At 42.7% G+C, this 18,875-nt stretch carries 17 protein-coding genes; 5 read left to right on the top strand and 12 right to left on the bottom strand.

Annotation, left to right across the window (positions count from 1 at the left end):
- From ACMH5P_RS03335 to ACMH5P_RS03325, 3 genes are read right to left on the bottom strand one after another with little or no spacing between them, the layout of a single operon-like run.
- Positions 1 to 165, bottom strand: a complete 165-nt coding sequence (locus ACMH5P_RS03335; protein WP_459492892.1) for a hypothetical protein — start codon at positions 163 to 165, stop codon at positions 1 to 3.
- Positions 165 to 1,019 carry a septal ring lytic transglycosylase RlpA family protein gene (locus ACMH5P_RS03330; protein WP_459492891.1) on the bottom strand — a complete coding sequence of 285 codons (855 nt, stop codon included), beginning with the start codon at positions 1,017 to 1,019 and terminating at the stop codon, positions 165 to 167. Before ACMH5P_RS03330 ends, ACMH5P_RS03335 begins: the two co-directional genes overlap by 1 nt.
- Entirely contained in the window at positions 1,006 to 1,740 is a 735-nt protein-coding gene (locus tag ACMH5P_RS03325) for a hypothetical protein (RefSeq protein WP_459492890.1), read from the bottom strand. Before ACMH5P_RS03325 ends, ACMH5P_RS03330 begins: the two co-directional genes overlap by 14 nt.
- On the opposite strand from ACMH5P_RS03325, the gene kdsB reads away from it, so the two are divergent.
- Genes kdsB through metF form a run of 3 tightly spaced genes read left to right on the top strand, consistent with a single transcriptional unit; the run spans position 1,739 to position 7,328 of the window.
- A complete protein-coding gene (gene kdsB / locus ACMH5P_RS03320) occupies positions 1,739 to 2,557 on the top strand; it encodes a 3-deoxy-manno-octulosonate cytidylyltransferase (RefSeq protein ID WP_459492889.1) in 819 nt (272 codons plus the stop codon). The genes ACMH5P_RS03325 and kdsB overlap by 2 nt on opposite strands.
- A 50-nt stretch (positions 2,558 to 2,607) precedes the next feature.
- Entirely contained in the window at positions 2,608 to 6,369 is a 3,762-nt protein-coding gene (metH, locus tag ACMH5P_RS03315; RefSeq protein ID WP_459492888.1) for a methionine synthase, read from the top strand.
- Positions 6,370 to 6,374: 5 nt separating this feature from the next.
- Positions 6,375 to 7,328, top strand: a complete 954-nt coding sequence (gene metF, locus ACMH5P_RS03310; RefSeq protein ID WP_459492887.1) for a methylenetetrahydrofolate reductase [NAD(P)H] — start codon at positions 6,375 to 6,377, stop codon at positions 7,326 to 7,328.
- On the opposite strand, the gene ACMH5P_RS03305 is transcribed toward metF, so the two are convergent.
- Entirely contained in the window at positions 7,325 to 7,855 is a 531-nt protein-coding gene (locus ACMH5P_RS03305; RefSeq protein WP_459492886.1) for an HNH endonuclease, read from the bottom strand. The two genes, metF and ACMH5P_RS03305, sit on opposite strands and share 4 nt — an antisense overlap.
- Positions 7,856 to 7,943: 88 nt before the next feature.
- Between ACMH5P_RS03305 and ACMH5P_RS03300 the strand changes: the two genes are divergently transcribed.
- Positions 7,944 to 8,300 (top strand): CoA-binding protein, encoded by a 357-nt coding sequence (locus tag ACMH5P_RS03300; protein WP_459492885.1) that lies wholly within the window; start codon positions 7,944 to 7,946, stop codon positions 8,298 to 8,300.
- A 1-nt stretch (position 8,301) separates the two neighbouring features.
- Here ACMH5P_RS03300 and purS read toward each other — a convergent pair whose 3' ends face one another.
- From purS to selD, 6 genes are read right to left on the bottom strand one after another with little or no spacing between them, the layout of a single operon-like run.
- Positions 8,302 to 8,553: a phosphoribosylformylglycinamidine synthase subunit PurS gene (gene purS / locus ACMH5P_RS03295; protein ID WP_459492884.1), complete on the bottom strand. Its 252-nt coding sequence runs from the start codon at positions 8,551 to 8,553 to the stop codon at positions 8,302 to 8,304.
- A complete protein-coding gene (gene pssA, locus ACMH5P_RS03290; RefSeq protein ID WP_459492883.1) occupies positions 8,550 to 9,266 on the bottom strand; it encodes a CDP-diacylglycerol--serine O-phosphatidyltransferase in 717 nt (238 codons plus the stop codon). Before pssA ends, purS begins: the two co-directional genes overlap by 4 nt.
- On the bottom strand, positions 9,263 to 9,904 hold the full coding sequence (locus ACMH5P_RS03285; RefSeq protein WP_459492882.1) for an MBL fold metallo-hydrolase: 642 nt from the start codon (positions 9,902 to 9,904) through the stop codon (positions 9,263 to 9,265). The genes pssA and ACMH5P_RS03285 overlap by 4 nt, the downstream gene beginning before the upstream one ends.
- A 30-nt stretch (positions 9,905 to 9,934) precedes the next feature.
- Complete coding sequence (locus tag ACMH5P_RS03280; protein ID WP_459492881.1) at positions 9,935 to 10,636, bottom strand: SAM-dependent methyltransferase; 702 nt, start codon at positions 10,634 to 10,636, stop codon at positions 9,935 to 9,937.
- Entirely contained in the window at positions 10,633 to 11,394 is a 762-nt protein-coding gene (locus ACMH5P_RS03275) for an alpha/beta fold hydrolase (RefSeq protein ID WP_459492880.1), read from the bottom strand. Before ACMH5P_RS03275 ends, ACMH5P_RS03280 begins: the two co-directional genes overlap by 4 nt.
- A complete protein-coding gene (selD, locus tag ACMH5P_RS03270; protein ID WP_459492879.1) occupies positions 11,394 to 12,440 on the bottom strand; it encodes a selenide, water dikinase SelD in 1,047 nt (348 codons plus the stop codon). Before selD ends, ACMH5P_RS03275 begins: the two co-directional genes overlap by 1 nt.
- A gap of 256 nt (positions 12,441 to 12,696) precedes the next feature.
- Between selD and ACMH5P_RS03265 the strand changes: the two genes are divergently transcribed.
- Positions 12,697 to 16,017 carry a TonB-dependent receptor gene (locus tag ACMH5P_RS03265; protein WP_459492878.1) on the top strand — a complete coding sequence of 1,107 codons (3,321 nt, stop codon included), beginning with the start codon at positions 12,697 to 12,699 and terminating at the stop codon, positions 16,015 to 16,017.
- Positions 16,018 to 16,528: 511 nt separating this feature from the next.
- Here the strand turns inward: ACMH5P_RS03265 and ACMH5P_RS03260 are convergent.
- A complete protein-coding gene (locus ACMH5P_RS03260) occupies positions 16,529 to 17,500 on the bottom strand; it encodes a UDP-glucuronic acid decarboxylase family protein (protein WP_459492877.1) in 972 nt (323 codons plus the stop codon).
- Positions 17,501 to 17,502: 2 nt separating this feature from the next.
- Entirely contained in the window at positions 17,503 to 18,813 is a 1,311-nt protein-coding gene (locus ACMH5P_RS03255) for a UDP-glucose dehydrogenase family protein (protein WP_459492876.1), read from the bottom strand.
- Between the last annotated feature and the right edge of the window lie 62 nt (positions 18,814 to 18,875).

Raw genomic sequence — 18,875 nt, 5'->3', positions numbered from 1 at the left:
TTATTTTTTGTTTCCGAAGAATGCTAGTAGTCGGGAAGGTAAGGATAGCAGCCAAACCGACAAGGTGATCACTAAGGAGAATGCGGCAATAAAGGGGTAGGAGAGAATAAATAATACCTCAAATGCTATAGTTCCTGCCGTGATGGGTCTTTTTCGTTTAGCCATTATTTAACCAAGTAACTGATTTCAGCACGGATGCGCTTATCCACGGCATTTAAGCGTTCGAAGGCTTTCGGTGATAATTTGATAATCAATTTGCTATCTGAATTAGGTAAGCGACCAATAACCTTTACCCAAATATTTTGGCCATTGGCTAAATTTTTGACCAATACCAATGTCCCAATAGGCGCTGTTTTATGTAGTGCTAAATATTTTCCAGAATTATCAGGTACATCAATTAATTCAGCCATTCCCGTTTCGATCGTTTTGCGCATGCCATTGGCGTCTGTTGGCTCAGTGGGAGTCGACGGGGATTTGCTTTCCTCATTCCCTTTGGGAGGCAACAAGGAGGATTTATCAATGTTTACTGCTGCCGGAGCAGAGACAAAAAGTCGTTGACCCTCTTTTAAGACATCCGAGCTTAGATTATTCCATTTTCGGATTTCCGCCATGGTCACTTTATATAGGTTCGCTACAGTCAACAAGCTTTGTTTGGCGCTAACGATATGAATACCGGTGTTTTTAGGGGCCTCGACAGGTTCGGTAGCTTTTTCCACAGGTTTACTGACATTACCTAGGGTATTTGTGGATTCGTCCAAGTAGTGTAAAGGGATAAATACCAATTCCCCCGAGTTTACAGGAATGTTAATTTCAGGATTGACTTGCTTGAACTCGGTTAGTGATAAATTATAGCGTTTGAGGACGCTAAACAGCGTTTGTTTGGGGCCGATTTTATATACCAAAAAGGTTTTGTTGTTCTCCTTCTTTAAGCCGAGCGAATCCATGGGCAATGCCATAGCTTTTGCACAGAACATAAATAGGAGGCAAATACTTACGAGCGTGATTTTAAATGTCTGCATAAATGAGAAGTTCACGTTTTTCTTTTATAAAAATCAAGGCATTTCCAAAGCGCTGAAAGGTTTGATACCCCATAAGATTTCCTTCTGCGATGGTGTCTATAAACAAGGTCTGGAACTCAAAATCGCAAATTCGCAATTTGTTTTTCCAAGTGTTATCGTAAATATAATAAGAAAATATCAGCTTATCAGAGCCTTCCCAATAATCGATTCCTTTTCCAATTTTTTCGCCAAATTTTTTTTCAAATAAGGCGGCAAAGGGCATAAACTCTGGTTGGCTTTCCTCAAAGTGTTGTGGGGATTCGATGTTCCAGGCTGCTTGAATAGGCGTAATTTCGGAACAGAATTTACCTGAATTTAGATCAATGATCCCTTGAGCGCATTCTAAATATTCACCATGCAATGCTGTCCATTGGCTAAGATCAATCGAATAACGTAGGGTGCCTGAAGGAAAATGATAAGTATGTAGACTTTCGATTCCCGGGTTTTTACCTTGACGTAGCTTTAAAAAAACGCCTCCGTCTTTTAATCCCGTCAACCATTGCAGTGAATTACTTTCAATTTGGCTTGATTGATTCAGTTGGTAGGTCTTAAGATCGAGGTTATGCCAGGTGTTTTTATCCGCAGAACGCGTTTCAATCCATATTTTGGCGTCATCGGGAGTTCCCCAATATCCCATGCTCCAAATGGTTTCCGCGAATAGATGATTGAATATTTTTTGCATGGAGCAGGTATGGATTCGTCAATTATATGCAAATTTGATAAATTTTCACCACTTAAGTTCTATGACGATGCACGATAAAAAAGTGTTAGCCATCATTCCTGCTCGGTTCGCCTCTACGCGTTTTCCCGGTAAACCCTTGGTTGATCTCGGAGGAAAGCCGATGATTCAGCGGACTTATGAACGTGTTCGCTCTTTGGATGGTTGGTTCCGTGTCGTGATTGCGACGGACGATTTGAGAATTAAGGAGGTGGCAGAAGGCTTTGGGGCTGAGGTGATTATGACTCGGGAAGATCATATTTCAGGAACGGATCGTTGCGCCGAAGTACTTGAAATTATTGGTGAGGAAGTTGATTATGTTGTCAATATTCAAGGCGACGAACCCTTTATTGAGCCGGCCCAACTCCTCGAATTAGCAGAGGGATTTCAGACGAACGCGCCCATATTAACCTTGATTAAAAAGATTCAAAATCAAACCACCCTTTTTTCGGTCAATACGCCGAAGGTGGTTGTGAATTCGAAGGGGGAAGCGTTGTACTTTTCCCGACAAACCATTCCATACCTACGGGGAATAAAGGAAAGCGAATGGTTGACTCGTCATACCTTTTACAAGCACATTGGTTTATATGCGTATCGGGCAGACGTATTACGTCAATTGAGCCTATTGAAGCCCACCGCCCTCGAGCTTGCGGAATCCCTCGAACAATTACGCTGGTTGGAGAATGCTTACACGATTCAAACCATCGAAACCCAATACGAGACAGTCGGGATTGATAGCCCAGAGGATTTGGAAAAAATTGCAAAAATGGGCCTAATTTAAGCCTCGAATTACCTCCTGATTTAAGCCTTTTGTGGTATATTTGCAAGAATATGCAGAAGCCATCTATATACGAACAATTGCGCCAGCGGATTTTAGTCCTCGATGGTGCCATGGGTTCATTGATACAGGAATATAAATTATCGGATACCGATTACCGTGGGGAACGATTTAAGGATTTTCCTCACGAAGTAAAAGGTAATAATGACCTCTTATCCATCACCCGCCCGGATGTAATCAAAGAGATTCATGCCAAATATTTCGAAGCAGGCGCCGATATCGCAGAAACGAATACATTTTCGGGTACCTCCATTGCCATGGCGGATTACCACATGGAGGATTTAGTCTATGAATTAAATTTTGAATCGGCGAAAATCGCGAAGGAAGTAGCCGATGAATTTACGGCAAAAACACCTCATAAGCCGCGTTATGTGGCGGGTTCCATTGGGCCAACAAATCGTACGCTTTCCTTGTCACCCGACGTAAACGATCCGGGTTACCGGGCTGTTACTTTCGATGAATTGGTTGAGGCCTATACTGAACAAGTTCGTGGCTTAGTCGATGGGGGCTGCGATGTTTTATTGGTTGAAACGGTTTTTGATACCTTGAATGCCAAGGCTGCTCTGTTTGCTATTGATCAGTTTTTTAAATCAAATCCAAGCAAGCCTTATCTGCCGGTTATGGTATCGGGGACAATCACGGATGCATCGGGTCGGACGCTTTCGGGTCAGACGACTGAGGCCTTTTTGACGTCTATTTCGCATATGCCTTTGCTTTCGGTGGGGCTTAACTGTGCCTTAGGGGCTGATTTGATGCGTCCTTATGTAAAGACATTGAACGATAAATCCCCGTTTTATGTGTCGGCGCACCCCAATGCAGGGTTGCCGAACGAAATGGGGGAATACGATCAAAGTCCAGAGCAAATGGCCGTGGTCATTGAGGACTTTTTGCAAAACGGATTTATTAATATTATTGGTGGTTGTTGTGGAACGACTCCAGCGCATATCAAGGCCATTGCCGACATCGCTGTAAACTATCCGCCGCATCAAATCCCAGCCTCGCATCATTACCAGAAACTATCAGGTTTAGAGCCTTTGGAGATTACCGAATTGACGAATTTTGTCAATGTGGGGGAACGCTGTAACGTAACGGGTTCAAAGAAATTTGCCCGTTTAATTCGTGAAGAGAATTTTGAGGAAGCGATTGCGGTAGCACGCGAGCAAGTGGATGGAGGGGCTCAAATTTTGGATATTAACATGGATGAGGGGATGATTGACGGTGTCAAAATGATGCCACAATTCCTAAATTTATTGATGGCTGAACCCGATATTTCTCGCTTACCCATCATGATTGACTCTTCGAAATGGGAGGTGATCGAGGCAGGACTTAAATGTGTGCAGGGTAAATCAGTCGTTAATTCCATTTCGTTGAAAGAAGGCGAGGCGAAGTTCATTGAATTAGCTTCCAAAGTAAAGCAATATGGCGCATCCGTGGTTGTGATGGCCTTTGATGAGGAAGGTCAGGCGGATTCGTATGAGCGTCGGATTGAAATCTGTGAACGTGCCTATCGGATTTTAGTGGATGTCGTGGAATTTCCAGCGCAAGACATCATCTTCGACCCGAATATTTTAACGGTAGCAACCGGAATCGAAGAGCATAATAACTATGCGAATGACTTCATTAAGGCGACCAAATGGATCAAGGAAAACCTACCATTAGCGAAAGTATCTGGAGGAGTTTCCAATATTTCTTTCTCGTTCCGTGGCAATGAACCTGTTCGCGAAGCGATGCACACCGTGTTTTTATACCACGCCATCAAAGCGGGGATGGACATGGGTATCGTGAATGCGAGCCAATTAGGTGTTTATGACCAAATCGAACAACCTTTACGTGATTTGTGTGAAGATGTTCTATTAAACCGTCATCCGGATGCTACAGAGAAACTAGTGAATTTTGCCGAGACAGTTAAGTCGGTCGGTAAAGAAGCCGTTATCGATGACGCTTGGCGCTCCTTACCTGTCAATAAGCGTTTGGAACATGCCTTGATTAAGGGATTAACGGAGTTTATTGATGAGGATGTGGAGGAAGCTCGCCAGCTCGTTGAACGCCCCATTCAGGTCATCGAAGGGCCTTTGATGGACGGTATGAATGTGGTGGGGGATTTGTTTGGTGAGGGTAAAATGTTCTTGCCTCAGGTGGTGAAATCTGCCCGGGTCATGAAGAAAGCCGTGGCGTATTTACTGCCTTATATTGAAGCAGAGAAAGTAGGAGGAGAGAGTTCTTCTGCGGGTAAAATATTGTTGGCAACCGTGAAGGGCGACGTACATGATATTGGTAAAAATATCGTTGGCGTTGTTTTGGCTTGCAATAATTACGAGGTAATTGACATTGGCGTAATGGTTTCTTGCGAGAAGATTTTAGCCGCTGCCAAAGAACATAATGTGGACATTATCGGTCTTTCCGGTTTGATTACGCCATCCTTGGATGAGATGGTTTATGTGGCGAAGGAAATGGAGCGTCAAGGATTTACCATTCCTTTGTTAATCGGTGGGGCAACAACCTCTCGCATTCACACGGCTGTCAAGATAGATCCGCATTACAGCGGTCCGGTCATACACGTATTGGATGCCTCGCGTTCCGTTCCGGTGGCGGGTCGTTTGTTGCAAAGTGAATTGACCTCGCAAGAAATCTTTACGGAAATTAAGCAGGAATACGCGGATTTGCGGGTGTCTCATGCGGCGCGCCAACAAGAGAAAAATTATTTGTCATTGAGTCAAGCACGTCAAAAGCCATCAGGCATTGATTGGACAGGATTTAAGGCGACTAAGCCAAGTTTCTTGGGTGTGAAGTATTTCCAAGACTATGATTTAGCCGAGATTGCCGAATACATTGATTGGACTCCTTTCTTTTCGACATGGCAATTGTCGGGAAAATACCCTCGTATATTTGAAAACGAGACGATTGGGCAAGAGGCACGTAAATTGTTCAATGATGCGCAAGCCTTATTGAAGGAAATTATCGATAACAAATTATTAATCGCCAAGGCAGCCTTGGGCTTCTTCCCAGCGAATGGGTTTGGAGATGACATCATTTTGCATGACATCGTTGAGAAGGTGACGGATGTGCCGTGTGACAAGCATGGCGTACATACACACATTGATTACGAGGTATTTAAAAAGGATGAGACTTCTGATTCAAGTGCTTGGTTGCATCATTTGCGTCAACAGGGTCAAAAGGCTGCAAGTTTGCCAAACCGTTGTTTAAGTGATTTTGTTGCGCCATTGGAAACAGGGGAGACAGATTATGTGGGAGCCTTTGCGGTAACAACGGGGATTGGTATAGAGGTCTTGTTGGAGCGTTTTGAGAAACAACACGATGACTATAATTCCATCATGGTGAAAGCCTTGGCGGATCGTTTGGCAGAGGCCTTTGCGGAATTGATGCATGCACGCGTGCGCAAGGAATTCTGGGCTTACGCGGAAACGGAGTCCTTGAGTAATGAGGAATTAATTGCCGAAAAATACCAAGGAATCCGTCCGGCACCGGGTTATCCAGCATGTCCAGACCATACAGAGAAAAAGCGATTGTTTGAACTTTTAGATGCCGAGAAACAATTGGGAATCGAATTGACGGAAAGTTATGCGATGCACCCAGCTTCTTCCGTATCAGGATTTTATTTTTCGCATCCGGAGAGTACCTATTTTGGTTTAGGTAAAATTGCCAAAGACCAAGTGGTCGACTATGCAGCTCGTAAAGGGATGTCGGTGGAAGAAATTGAACGTTGGTTGAGTCCTGTCTTAACCTATGATGTGTAAGTGATATGACAAAGATTACGCAATATCTAGACGAATCGAAGGGGAAGACTTTGTTTTCCATCGAGATTATTCCTCCAATGAAGGGGCAGCATTTGGGCGAATTGGTTTCGCACATTGAGCCTTTAATGGAGTTTAATCCGCCATTTATTGAGGTGACCTATCACCGGGAAGAATACATCGAGAAATCGGTTGACGGTATTCTCAAGCGTATTCCTATTCGCAAACGCCCGGGAACCTTGGGGATTTGTGCGGCCATCATGCAGAAATTTAAGGTTGAGGCGGTTCCACACGTAATTTGCGGTGGATTTACGAAAGAGGAAACGGAAGACTTTCTTATCGACTTACATTATTTAGGGATTGAAAATGCGTTGGTATTGCGTGGAGATCAGGAAAAAGGGGAGGATCGTTTTGTTCCTAAACCAGGTGGACATGCCTATGCCAATGAATTGGTGGCGCAGGTTCATGCGATGAATCAAGGGATCTTATTGCATGAAGAAACAGAATCCTTACCGACCAATTTCTGTATCGGTGTCGCTGCCTATCCGGAGAAACATTTTGAAGCTGCTTCTTTAGACGAAGATTTACGCTATTTGAAGCAAAAAGTAGATGCGGGGGCGGATTACATCGTTACCCAAATGTTTTTTAATAACCAGCATTATTTTGATTTCGTCGATAAATGCCGGGCTATGGATATACATGTACCTATTATTCCCGGTTTGAAGCCATTGGCGACAGCTCGCCAACTGGATATTCTACCTGAAATTTTCCATTTGGAAATTCCAGAGGCTTTAGCATCCGAAGTGAAAAAGTGCTCAAATAATGCAGCTATTAAGCAAGTGGGCATTGAGTGGGCGGTCCAACAAGGCAAGGAATTGATGCAAGCGGGAGTGCCGGCTTTGCATTTTTATACGATGAGCAAGTCGGACAGCGTTCACGCCATTGCCTCGCATTTATTTTAGCGAACATTCTTCCAGTTTTCACCTTTCTTGATTCGCCCCACTTGGGTGGACGTAATCCCGAATTGCTTGGCGATCATCTTGGGTCTGCTTTTGCCGGACCGTATCAATTGCTTGATAATTTGAACTTTGCTCGCATTCAGCTTGTAATGTTTTGCAGTTTGAGGTTTCCTTTTGTTGATGATGGATGGGTTAGCCTTATTGTGTCTGGTTAATGCTTCCCGATTCACCCAGCGTAGGTTTTCGGCTCGGTTATTTAGTTTATCGTAGTCGAGGTGAATGACAAATTCCTGATCCAATGCGTTTTGAGGGCAGAAATGAGCGGCGACTAATTTGTGGACATAGAAATTCCGATGCTCTTTTTTGATGCGAATATTAAGGGATTGATAGCCTTGAATGCGGGAGCCCTGCAGGATTTTTTGATACTGATTGCGAATGCGTCCCCAGGAAGATATTTGGTAGATTTGCTCGGTCGGTAGATCGAGGGCAATCGTCGCCCAGCGTTCCATCCGGATGGTTGGAATTTTCATAAGATTTGGATTAGTGGTTGCAATTGTGAACGAATCTAACCTAAATTCGGCAGAATTTTAGCTAACATTGTATCAACAAACTGATAATATGCGAGTACTTGTTTATGGTGCCTCTACCAATCCCGATCGATATGCTTATATCGCCACGAATCTATTGTTGGAGAAAGGTCACGAAGTCCATTTGGTAGGAATCAAGAAAGGGGAGGTGAGTGGGATATCCATTCAGCAAAATCAACCCATGCTAACTGGTATTGATACGGTAACGCTGTATGTGGGGCCGCAACACCAACAAGATTTGTTGGCTTATTTACGACAATTAGAACCTAAACGCGTGATATTTAATCCAGGTACGGAGAACCCGGAATTAATGAAGACTTTAGCACTTGAAGGAGTTCAAGTGGAAGAGGCCTGTACACTCGTGATGCTGCATACAGGCCAATTTTAATTTAGATGGCTGTTAAGGTGAATTCGAATTCCTCCATAATTAAGTTCGCCAATAATTTCTTGCAAGCTTCCGTTACGATTTCATTCGCCGCTGCCTCAGAATCCGCCTCTAATTGCAAGGTGATGTGTTTACCAATGCGTACATCGGCAACTTGCGTGATGTTTAGGTTTTGTAAGCCAATACGAACTGCTTTTCCTTGAGGGTCAAGAATTTCTTTTTGTGGCATTACATTGATTTCTGCGATGAATTTCATTTTTGTTTAGTATTAAGTAACGAAAGAATACCCGACAAGGCAATATACGATATCACCAAGACAGGGAAAGCTGCAAATTTAAGCATTACTAGCATAGCAATGCAATAAATTAAGAATAAGTATCGACTTTGATTGCTGGTCCAGTCCCAAGATTTAAACTTGAACGCCATCAGTGGCAATTCGCTGACTAATAAATAGCTCATTAAAAGACTATAAATCAGTAATCCTTGGTAGTGAAGGATATACGGCGTAAATGTGGGTTGGTAATGTAAAATCAACGGCAATGAAGCGACCAATAAACCATTGGCTGGGGTTGGTACGCCAATAAATTGATCAGATTGTCTGGTATCAATGTTGAATTTGGCGAGTCGGTAGGCCGACATCAGTGCCAAGGAAAACACCAAGAAGGGTTTGTAAAATCCCAAAGGTCCTTGTGTACATTGCGCGCCGCAACTTTGTTCAACGAGATTTAATAAAATAAAACTAGGTAATACCCCAAAAGAGACAACATCGGCTAATGAATCTAATTCCTTACCCAAATCCGAATAGGCATGCAATAAACGGGCCAAGAATCCATCCAAGAAATCACAGACCAAAGAAACGAAAATGCAAAGAGAGGCATTAAATACATTGCCTTGCATGACAAAGTACAATCCCAAACATCCCGAAAGAAGATTGCCTAGTGTTAATAAATTAGGGATTTCTTTTTTCATGCCTTGACAAATGGATTTGAAACGCGCTCATCCGCTATGGTAGTCGGCCCACCATGTCCCGGGAAAACCGTAGTTTCCAAAGGAAGCGTATACAATTGCGTTTGAATGCTATGAATTAAGTCGGCGTGATTGCACAACGGAAAATCCGTCCGACCGATACTGCGTCTAAATAAAACGTCACCCCCAAATACCCAGCCCATGGCGGCCTCATAAAAAGCCACATGACCCGGTGCATGACCTGGGACAAACAAGACTTTAAAGTTCATTTCACCCACTGAAATTTGCTCATCATTTTCAAGCCAGCGATCTACTTCGGCAGCTTGGAAATGCGGGAAACCATACACCTGTGCACGATTAATGGCATCGTCTAGCAAGGGTTTATCCAAAGGATGTAAGCAAAAGGGTATCTGATAGGTTTGTTGGAAATAAGCTACACCCAAAACATGGTCGATGTGCGCATGCGTATTCAGAATGTATTGTAGCTTAATCTGGTTTGATTCGATGAAATCGTGAAGCTCCTTGCGTTCTTCGTAGGTATAGCAACCTGGATCGATGATAACGCCATTGCCTGCATCGTCCCACACCAAATAGGCGTTTTCTTGAAAGGGATTACAGGTAAAGGATTTTTGGTGAATCACGAAAATGAGTTTTGTTGCAAATTACGAATTTTATGAGCGACCCAATAGAAATAAGCAGGGTTTTTTGTGCAGGTCGGGCTTTTGTTCTGCCCATTGTTTCAAGCTTTTTGTTTGCGTGAAACCGCTGGGGTCTTGGATATTGCAACCGATACTCAATAATTGATGACCAGGTAATAATTGTATCAAATCGTCCAGGAGGCTGTTATTCCGGTAGGGAGTTTCAATAAAGAGTTGGGTTTCTCCCGTTTTCTCCACGTCTTTGTGTAGTTGGTCAATTTTCTTTGCCCTTGCAGATTTGTCGATGGGAATGTAGCCGTGGAAGCGAAACTGTTGGCCCGAAAATCCAGATGCCATTAAGGCTAATAGGATGGAAGAGGGGCCCACTAAAGGCAGAACCTCGATGCCTTTTTCCTGCGCGATGGCTACTGCCAATGCTCCAGGATCCGCAACGCCGGGGCAACCCGCCTCGGATATGACGCCAATTCTTTCAACATCCTTATATTTAGTCAAAAAGTCCGAAATCGTTTTGCGATCGGTATCCTTGTCCAAGATTTCAAAACTTAGCTCGTCAATTTGGATGCCTAGTTTTAGTTCGCTGATGAATCTACGCGCTGTGCGTACGTTTTCAACGAGGAAATGTTTGGTTTGCAAGACAGCTTGTCTGACCTCTTCAGGTAAAACATTGGCTGCCGTTTGCTCAGCAATGGGGCAAGGAATCAAAATCAGCTTCATAGAATTTCCTTTAGAACTTGAACAAAGGCTTCGGGTTGATCAGCTTGCACCCAGTGGCCCGCATGGGCAATTTCGATTAACTCGAAATTTGGAAATATTTCAGCGATGTATCGTTCATCTTCGGGTTGGATGTAATGGGAATTGGCGCCTTTAATGAAATAGGTCATGGTGTCGCATGCACTCTTTACGAAGAGTTCGTGACCCACGACATCGATGTTTTTGGTGATTACTTTTAAGTTGATGCGCCAAGCAAATTCTCCCTCAGAGTTGCGATAAAGGTTTTTTAACAGAAACTGACGTACCCCTTCGTTCTCCTCGAAACGCTTCATGTGTTCATTGGCGTCATTTCTACTTTGAATATTGGCTAGGTCTACCGAGTTCAAACCCGCTAAAATACTTGTGTGATGAACGGGGTAGAATTTCGGAGCGATGTCGACAATAATCAACTTCGATGCAATTCCTGGGTAGTTTAAGCCAAATTGCATGACCGTTTTTCCTCCCATGGAATGTCCGATAATCACGGGTTTTTTTAATCGATTATCGTCGATGAATTCCTTGAGGTCGGCCGCCATAACTTGGTAATCGAATTCGTCCGACCAGGGTGATTGACCATGGTTTCGTTGGTCAAGCAGGAATACGCGATTCGTTTCGGCAAATGCCTTCGCGATTCCTAACCAGTTGTCGGAGGTCCCAAAAATCCCATGCAATATGATGATGGGTGTTCCGGATTCACCTATGTTTCGCGCGAATAGTTTCATTAGGCTAAATAAATGGCTTTTTCTTGGGCTTCGATTAATTGACCAATGGGGCTTAATTCGAATCCATTGGCTTTGGCGAATTCCTCGAATTCGGATGTTTTTGTGGCTTCGACGGCAATGAGTAGGCCTCCTGAAGTTTGAGGGTCGGCACCAATGAAACGCTGGCGCTCATCGATATCTTCGCTTAAACGGTGTTCATAGCTCGCTAAGTTTCGAGACGTTCCACCTGGAAAGCATTTTTGGTCTAGATAGTGACCGATATTGGGTAACAAAGGTAATTTTTCAAAATTGATTAAGGCAGATAATTTTGATCCATCGGCCATCTCAACTAAATGACCAAATAGCCCGAAACCTGTAACATCCGTTAATGCCTTTACAAAAGGTAAAGGGCCTAACTTTGCTCCAAGGCTATTGAGGGTACTCATTTGTTTAACGGCGCGCGCAAGATCTTCTGGTGCAACGATGCCGCGTTTTTGGGCAGTTGAGAGAATGCCTACCCCCAAAGGTTTGGTTAAGTATAATTGACAACCTAGGGTTGCGGTATCATTTTGTTTGAGCTCCTCTTTTTTGACTTTACCTGTTACTGCTAGACCGAAAATCGGTTCCGGGGAATCGATGGAATGACCTCCTGCGAGCGGAATTCCGGCTTCGGCACATGCTGCCCGACCGCCTTCTAAAACTTGTGCGGCGATTTCAGGGGCGAGTTTATCGATGGGCCAACCCAAAATAGCGATGGCCATCAGTGGTGAACCACCCATGGCATAGATATCGGAAATGGCATTGGTCGCCGCAATTTTACCAAAATCAAAGGGGTCATCCACGATGGGCATAAAGAAGTCGGTCGTCGAAATAACGGCCTCTCCGTTTTGCCAATCATAAACCGCTGCATCGTCTCTGCTCTCATTACCGACTAAGAGGAGTGGGTGATTTTTCTTAGGTGTATCTGTTTTTAGAATACTGTCTAAGATTTTAGGAGAGATTTTGCATCCACAGCCAGCGCCGTGGGAGAAAGAGGTTAGTCGAATGGCTTCGTCGCTTGATTGCATAGTCTTGATATATGATGCAAAATTATTCTTTAAAAAGTTAAAAATTATCTTTCTGTTAAATTTAAAATCAATTTAGGACTAATCAAGGGGCTTCTGATCGATATAAGTAAATTAAATGTTTGTTTAGTTCTATATATCAGCCGATTACTTAGGATAAGTCATGAAATCCTTTGATTTATATTTTGGAGTATTTGATTTTTTAAGTTTATTTTGTGGTTTAATTCTTCAATTTCAATTATAACTAAATTCCAAATTTATGCAGAGAAGATTTATTACTCATTCTGTGTTATTGGGAGCATTTTTGATGCTTTTGATGGCATTACCCATTGGGCAAGTTTTTGCACAGGGTTCTACCACTTCCGCTTTGTCGGGTAGTGTTGTTGATGAAAAGGGTGAAGGCTTACCAGGTGCTACGGTAATTGCAATTCACGAGCCAACCGGTTCACGTTATGGTGCGTCTACACGTGCCGACGGTCGTTACAACATTGTTAACATGCGTGTGGGTGGTCCATACAAGGTTTCTGTAAGTTTTGTTGGTTACAAAGAAGCGGTACAGTCGGGCATTGTCTTGACTTTGGCTTCAGAGCTTCGTCAAAACTTCAAATTAGAGGTAAATCAATCTCAATTGGAAGAAGTTAAAGTTGTTGCATCCCGTACTTCTGTAATTAACTCAGGTCGTACCGGTGCTGCTACAACCGTTTCGAACTCTTCAATTACGACATTGCCTACGTTAAACCGTTCATTAGGTGATTTTGCTCGTTTAGATCCACGTGCGAATGGTTTGAATTTTGCAGGTCGTAATGCCTTGTATAACAACGTAACCGTAGATGGTGCGTTCTTTAACAATGCGTTTGCATTATCACCAACTATCGGTGGTCAAGCGGGAGCTTCACCGATTTCGGTCGATGCGATTGACCAATTCCAAGTATTAATTGCTCCGTATGACGTTCGCCAAGGTATGGCAACGGGTGCGAACATCAACGTTGTAACAAAATCAGGTACAAACAACTGGACGGGTTCAGGATACTATTTCGGAACCAACGAAGGATTGGTAGGAAATAAAATTGGTGATGCAACGAACCAATATGGTAAGTTTAACCGTGGTCAGTTTGGCGCCCGTGTAGGTGGTGCTATCATCAAGAATAAATTGTTTATCTTTGGATCATTTGAGCAAGAAGCTCAAACAGAGCCAGGATCCAACTTTGTAGCAACGCGAACAGGCACTGAGCCAAACCGCTCCATTGCCAAGGCAGAAGATTTGGATCGTTTAAAGCAATTCTTGTTAACGAAATTCAACTACGATCCAGGTGCATATGAGAACTATAACAAAGAGAAGTATTCTCAAAAAGCAAATGTTCGTTTAGATTGGAATATTTCTGATAAACATAAGTTAAATATTAAGTATAACTACCTACGTTCTTATGCTGATATTTCGCCATCAAGCTCGGGTTCTTTATCAGGTGGTCGTGCTCCATCGGCTACGGTTTTGCCTTTCCAAGGTTCATTGTACCGTATCAACAATAACTTAGATTCTTACATTGCTGAATTGAACTCAACTTTTTCGAATTCAATTTCTAATAACTTAACTGTTGGATACACGGCAATGCGCGACTTCCGTCAATCTCCAGTTAATAATACACCATTCCCTACAGTGGATATCGGAAATAATAACTTGAATGAGTTAACAACTTTCGGTTATGAGCCATTCTCGGCAAACAATCTATTGGATTCTGATATTTTTCAATTGTCTGATAACTTGACAATCTACAAAGGAAAGCATGTTTATACTTTAGGTATCGCCTATGAGACAAATGCTTTTAGAAATGGTTTTGCACCAAACTACTATGGTGGTTACCAATTCAAGTCAATCGATGATTTCATCAAGTCGGCTTCAGGTGATTTGACTGTAATTCCTGCACAATATCAACAACAATGGTCGAACTACGCTGAATTCCCATTTGCAGAAATGAAAGGAAGTACATTCTCTTTCTATGGTCAAGATGAAATTACGGCTGCTAAAGGTTTGAAATTGACTTTCGGTCTACGTGGAGATGCGACTTCATTCCCATCTTTTGATGAGCCGAAGTATACAAACACATATGTACCCTTATTGACTTTCCGTGATGGTGTCAAATTAGAGACTAACAAATTTCCAGGAACAACTGTTTTATGGTCTCCACGTTTTGGTTTCAACTGGGATGTGAAAGATGACAAGACAACTCAAGTTCGTGGAGGTTTAGGGGTATTCTCTGGACGTGTGCCTTACGTTTGGTTGTCTAACCAATTATCTAACAATGGGGTATTGTTCGGTTCTGAGCGTATTGTTAACCCAACAAATAGACCGTTTAATGCTGATGTAAATGCCTATCGTCCAGCTGTTGGTGGAACAATCAACCCAGTCGCTTATAACTTAGCTGTAACAGATCCGAACTTTAAATTCTCTCAAGTATTCCGTGGAAACTTGGCAGTAGATAAGCAATTTGGTGATGGTTGGATCGTTTCGTTAGAGGGAATCTATACAAAAGATATCAATGCAGTATATTTAGAGAACGTAAACTTGCCAAACTCAACAGTTAAGGCAGTTGGTTCGGATAACCGTGTAATTTTCTACACAGCATCAGCAGCTGGTATTCCAACCAATACGAAGAACAATCAAATTTATGGTTCTGCGAAAGGTTTGAACGCACCAGCGGCTGGAAACTCGGCGTCAGCACCTAATATCTCGGATGCAATCTTAATTAAGAATACGAATTTGGGCTATTCTTATGCATTGACTGCTACCGTTTCGAAATCTTTCGAAAATGGTTTATTTGCTTCCTTATCTTACACGAATTCGGATTCTCGTTCAGTAAACGATGGTGGTTCTATCGCACAATCACAATGGAGAGATCGTGTTGTATCGGGTGATCCAAATGAAAACGTAGCGTCTTATTCATCTTACATGCAAGCACATCGTATCAATGCGTATGGATCATACAAATTGAACTACTTGAATGATAAGGCATCGACTACATTTGGATTTACCTATTCAGTAGCGCCAGCTGGCCGTTTCTCATACACTTATTCAGGTGATATGAACGGTGATAACCAAACGGCTAATGACTTGATTTACATTCCACGTGGACAATCTGAAATCTTGTTGAAAGATTTGGGATCATATACAGCCGCACAACAATGGATTGACTTGGATAAATATATTTCTCAAGATAAATATTTGTCTTCTCGTCGTGGTCAATATGCTGAACGGAATGGAGCTGAATTGCCTTGGGCTGCTAATTTTGATTTCAAGGTTATCCAAGATTTCTACATCAATGTTGCTGGGAAGAAAAATACCTTACAATTTACATTAGATGTATTTAACTTCGGTAACTATGTGTCACCACAATGGGGCTTGAACCAATCTGCGCTTCGCGCCGGTTTATTGAGCTTTACGGGCAATGACGCGGCAACAGGTCGTCCTGTGTTCCAATTCCCCTACCGCTCTGGAACAACGCCGTTAGCGAATACATTCCAACGTTCTTTCGGACTTGGATCTCGTTGGCAAGCACAATTTGGTATCCGTTATATCTTCAACTAAGATTTAGGATTCTGAATAGTACAAAAAGGCTGCTCGAAAGAGCAGCCTTTTTTGTTTAATGTAGAGACGCGATACTTCGCGTCTATTTGTTTGGTTGTAGAGACGCCATACTTCGCGTCTTTTTTGTTTTCTGTAGAGACGCGATACCTCGCGTCTTTTTTGTTTTCTGTAGAGACGCGATACCTCGCGTCTTTTTTGTTTTCTGTAGAGACGCGATACCTCGCGTCTTTTTGTTTTCTGTAGAGACGCGATACCTCGCGTCTTTTTTGTTTTCTGTAGAGACGCGATACCTCGCGTCTTTTTGTTTGGTTTATAGACGAAATACTTCGCGTCTCTACATTGAGGATTTTCAGACGCGAGGTATCGCGTCTCTACATTGAGGATTTTCAGACGCGAGGTATCGCGTCTCTACATTGATGATTTTCAGACGCAAGGTATCGCGTCTCCACAATTTGGATTAATCAAATGTCACCTACGAGCGCACAAAAAAACCGGGTTTCCCCGGTCTTCATTAAAACTCTTTGTGATGCGCCATTCGGTGTAAATCCTCAGGGCTTAACGACTTAAAGTATTCATAAGTAATCTTTAAGCCTTCTGCGCGAGAAACTTTAGGTTCCCAGCCAAGGATTGATTTGGCTTTGCTAATATCGGGTTTACGTTGCTTCGGATCGTCCGTAGGCAATGGCAGTGAGATTAATTTTTGGCTTGTGCCGGTCAATTTAATGATCTCCTCACCAAATTCTTTAATCGTAATTTCATCGGGATTTCCAATGTTTACAGGGTGCGTATAATCGCTCAACAATAAGCGGTAAATTCCTTCGACTAAATCATCTACAAAACAGAATGCTCTTGTTTGTGAACCATCCCCAAACATCGTTAAGTCTTCTCCACGTAATGCTTGACCGATAAAGGCAGGTAATACGCGGCCGTCATTTAGACGCATGCGTGGCCCATAGGTATTGAAAATACGAACGATTCTAGTTTCCAAGCCATGATAGGTATGATAAGCCATGGTCATAGCCTCTTGGAAGCGTTTAGCCTCATCATAGACACCACGAGGACCTACTGGATTCACATTGCCCCAATACTCCTCGGGTTGTGGGTGAACCGTAGGGTCACCATATACTTCCGACGTAGAAGCTATTAAAACACGTGCATTTTTCACACGAGCTAAGCCTAAACAGTTATGGATACCCAATGAACCTACTTTCAAGGTTTGGATAGGAATTTTTAAATAGTCAATGGGAGAAGCAGGAGAGGCAAAATGAAGGATGTAATCCAATTCACCCGGTACATGAATAAACTTTGATACATCATGGTGATAGAATTCGAATTGTTCCAATTTGAACAAATGTTCAATATTCTTTAAATCCCCTGTAATCAAGTTATCCATCGCAATGACATGGTAACCCTCCTTGATAAAGCGATCACACAAATGAGATCCCAAAAAACCTGCACCTCCGGTAATTAATATTCTTTTCATATCTATTTTACAGCCTGTCGGCCAATTGAATAATACGTATACCCCAATTCCTCCATTTGAGGTAATTCATAAAGGTTCCGACCGTCAAAAATGACTTTGTTTTTAAGCAGGGTTTCCATGCGCTCAAAATCAGGTGTTCTGAACTGTGGCCATTCGGTCACAATTAATAAAGCATCCGCTCCATCAATCGCGTCGTATGGATTTTTGGAATATTCAACAACATCGCCAATTTGTTCCTTCACATTTTTCATAGCCTCTGGGTCATAAACACGTATTTTGCAACCCAGTGCCAATAAAGCCTCAATGTTGTACAATGCGGGCGCCTCACGAATATCATCCGTATACGGCTTAAATGCCAAGCCCCAAATACCGATTGTTTTACCGGCTAAATCATGGTTAAAATGCGACTGGATGTAAGGCATCAATTTCGTTTTTTGTAGCTCATTGACCCGCATCACGGAATCCAAAATATGAAATTGATACGCATTCTCCTCGGATGTTTTGGCTAATGCCTGAACGTCTTTGGGAAAGCATGAACCCCCATAACCAATACCCGCAAATAAGAAACGCTTGCCGATGCGTGAGTCAGTTCCGATGCCCCGACGAATATCATCCACATTCGCACCGACCTTCTCACACAAATTCGCAATCTCATTCATGAAGGTGATTTTTGTCGCTAAAAATGCATTGGCAGCATATTTAGTCATCTCAGCTGAACGCTCATCCATGAAAATGATGGGATTTCCTTGACGCACCAATGGCGCATATAACTTGCTCATTAATTCTTTTGCACGTTCCGACTGCGTTCCAATTACCACACGATCCGGTTTCATGAAATCCTCAACCGCCACACCCTCGCGTAAGAATTCTGGATTAGATACGACATCAAACGGAACCTTAGCAGCCTTTGAAATAGCTGCATGAACTAATTCTGAAGTACCTACCGGTACCGTACTTTTATCGATAATAACCGTATAATCTTGCAATAACGGACCGAGGTCATTCGCAACTTTGAGTATATATTTTAAGTCGGCCGAACCATCCTCACCCGGAGGCGTAGGTAAAGCTAGAAATATTACTTTAGCGCCAGCAATACCATCAACCAAAGAAGTAGTAAAATTCAAGCGTCCCTCGTTCACATTGCGGTGAAACATGTCTTCCAAGCCTGGCTCGTATATAGGGACAATCCCATCTTGCATCTGCTTGATTTTAGCCTCATTAATGTCGACACAGGTGACATGATTTCCCGTTTCTGCGAAACAAGTTCCTGTGACTAAGCCTACATATCCAGTTCCAACAACAGCAATTTTCATATAGCTTCTTTCTTGATTTAGTTCAAAAATTGACCTCTAAATTAGGTATAAATCTTCAAATA

It is taken from the genome of Aquirufa sp. 5-AUSEE-100C1 (assembly GCF_054558655.1).
This window is presented reverse-complemented; position numbering and strand designations above follow the sequence as displayed.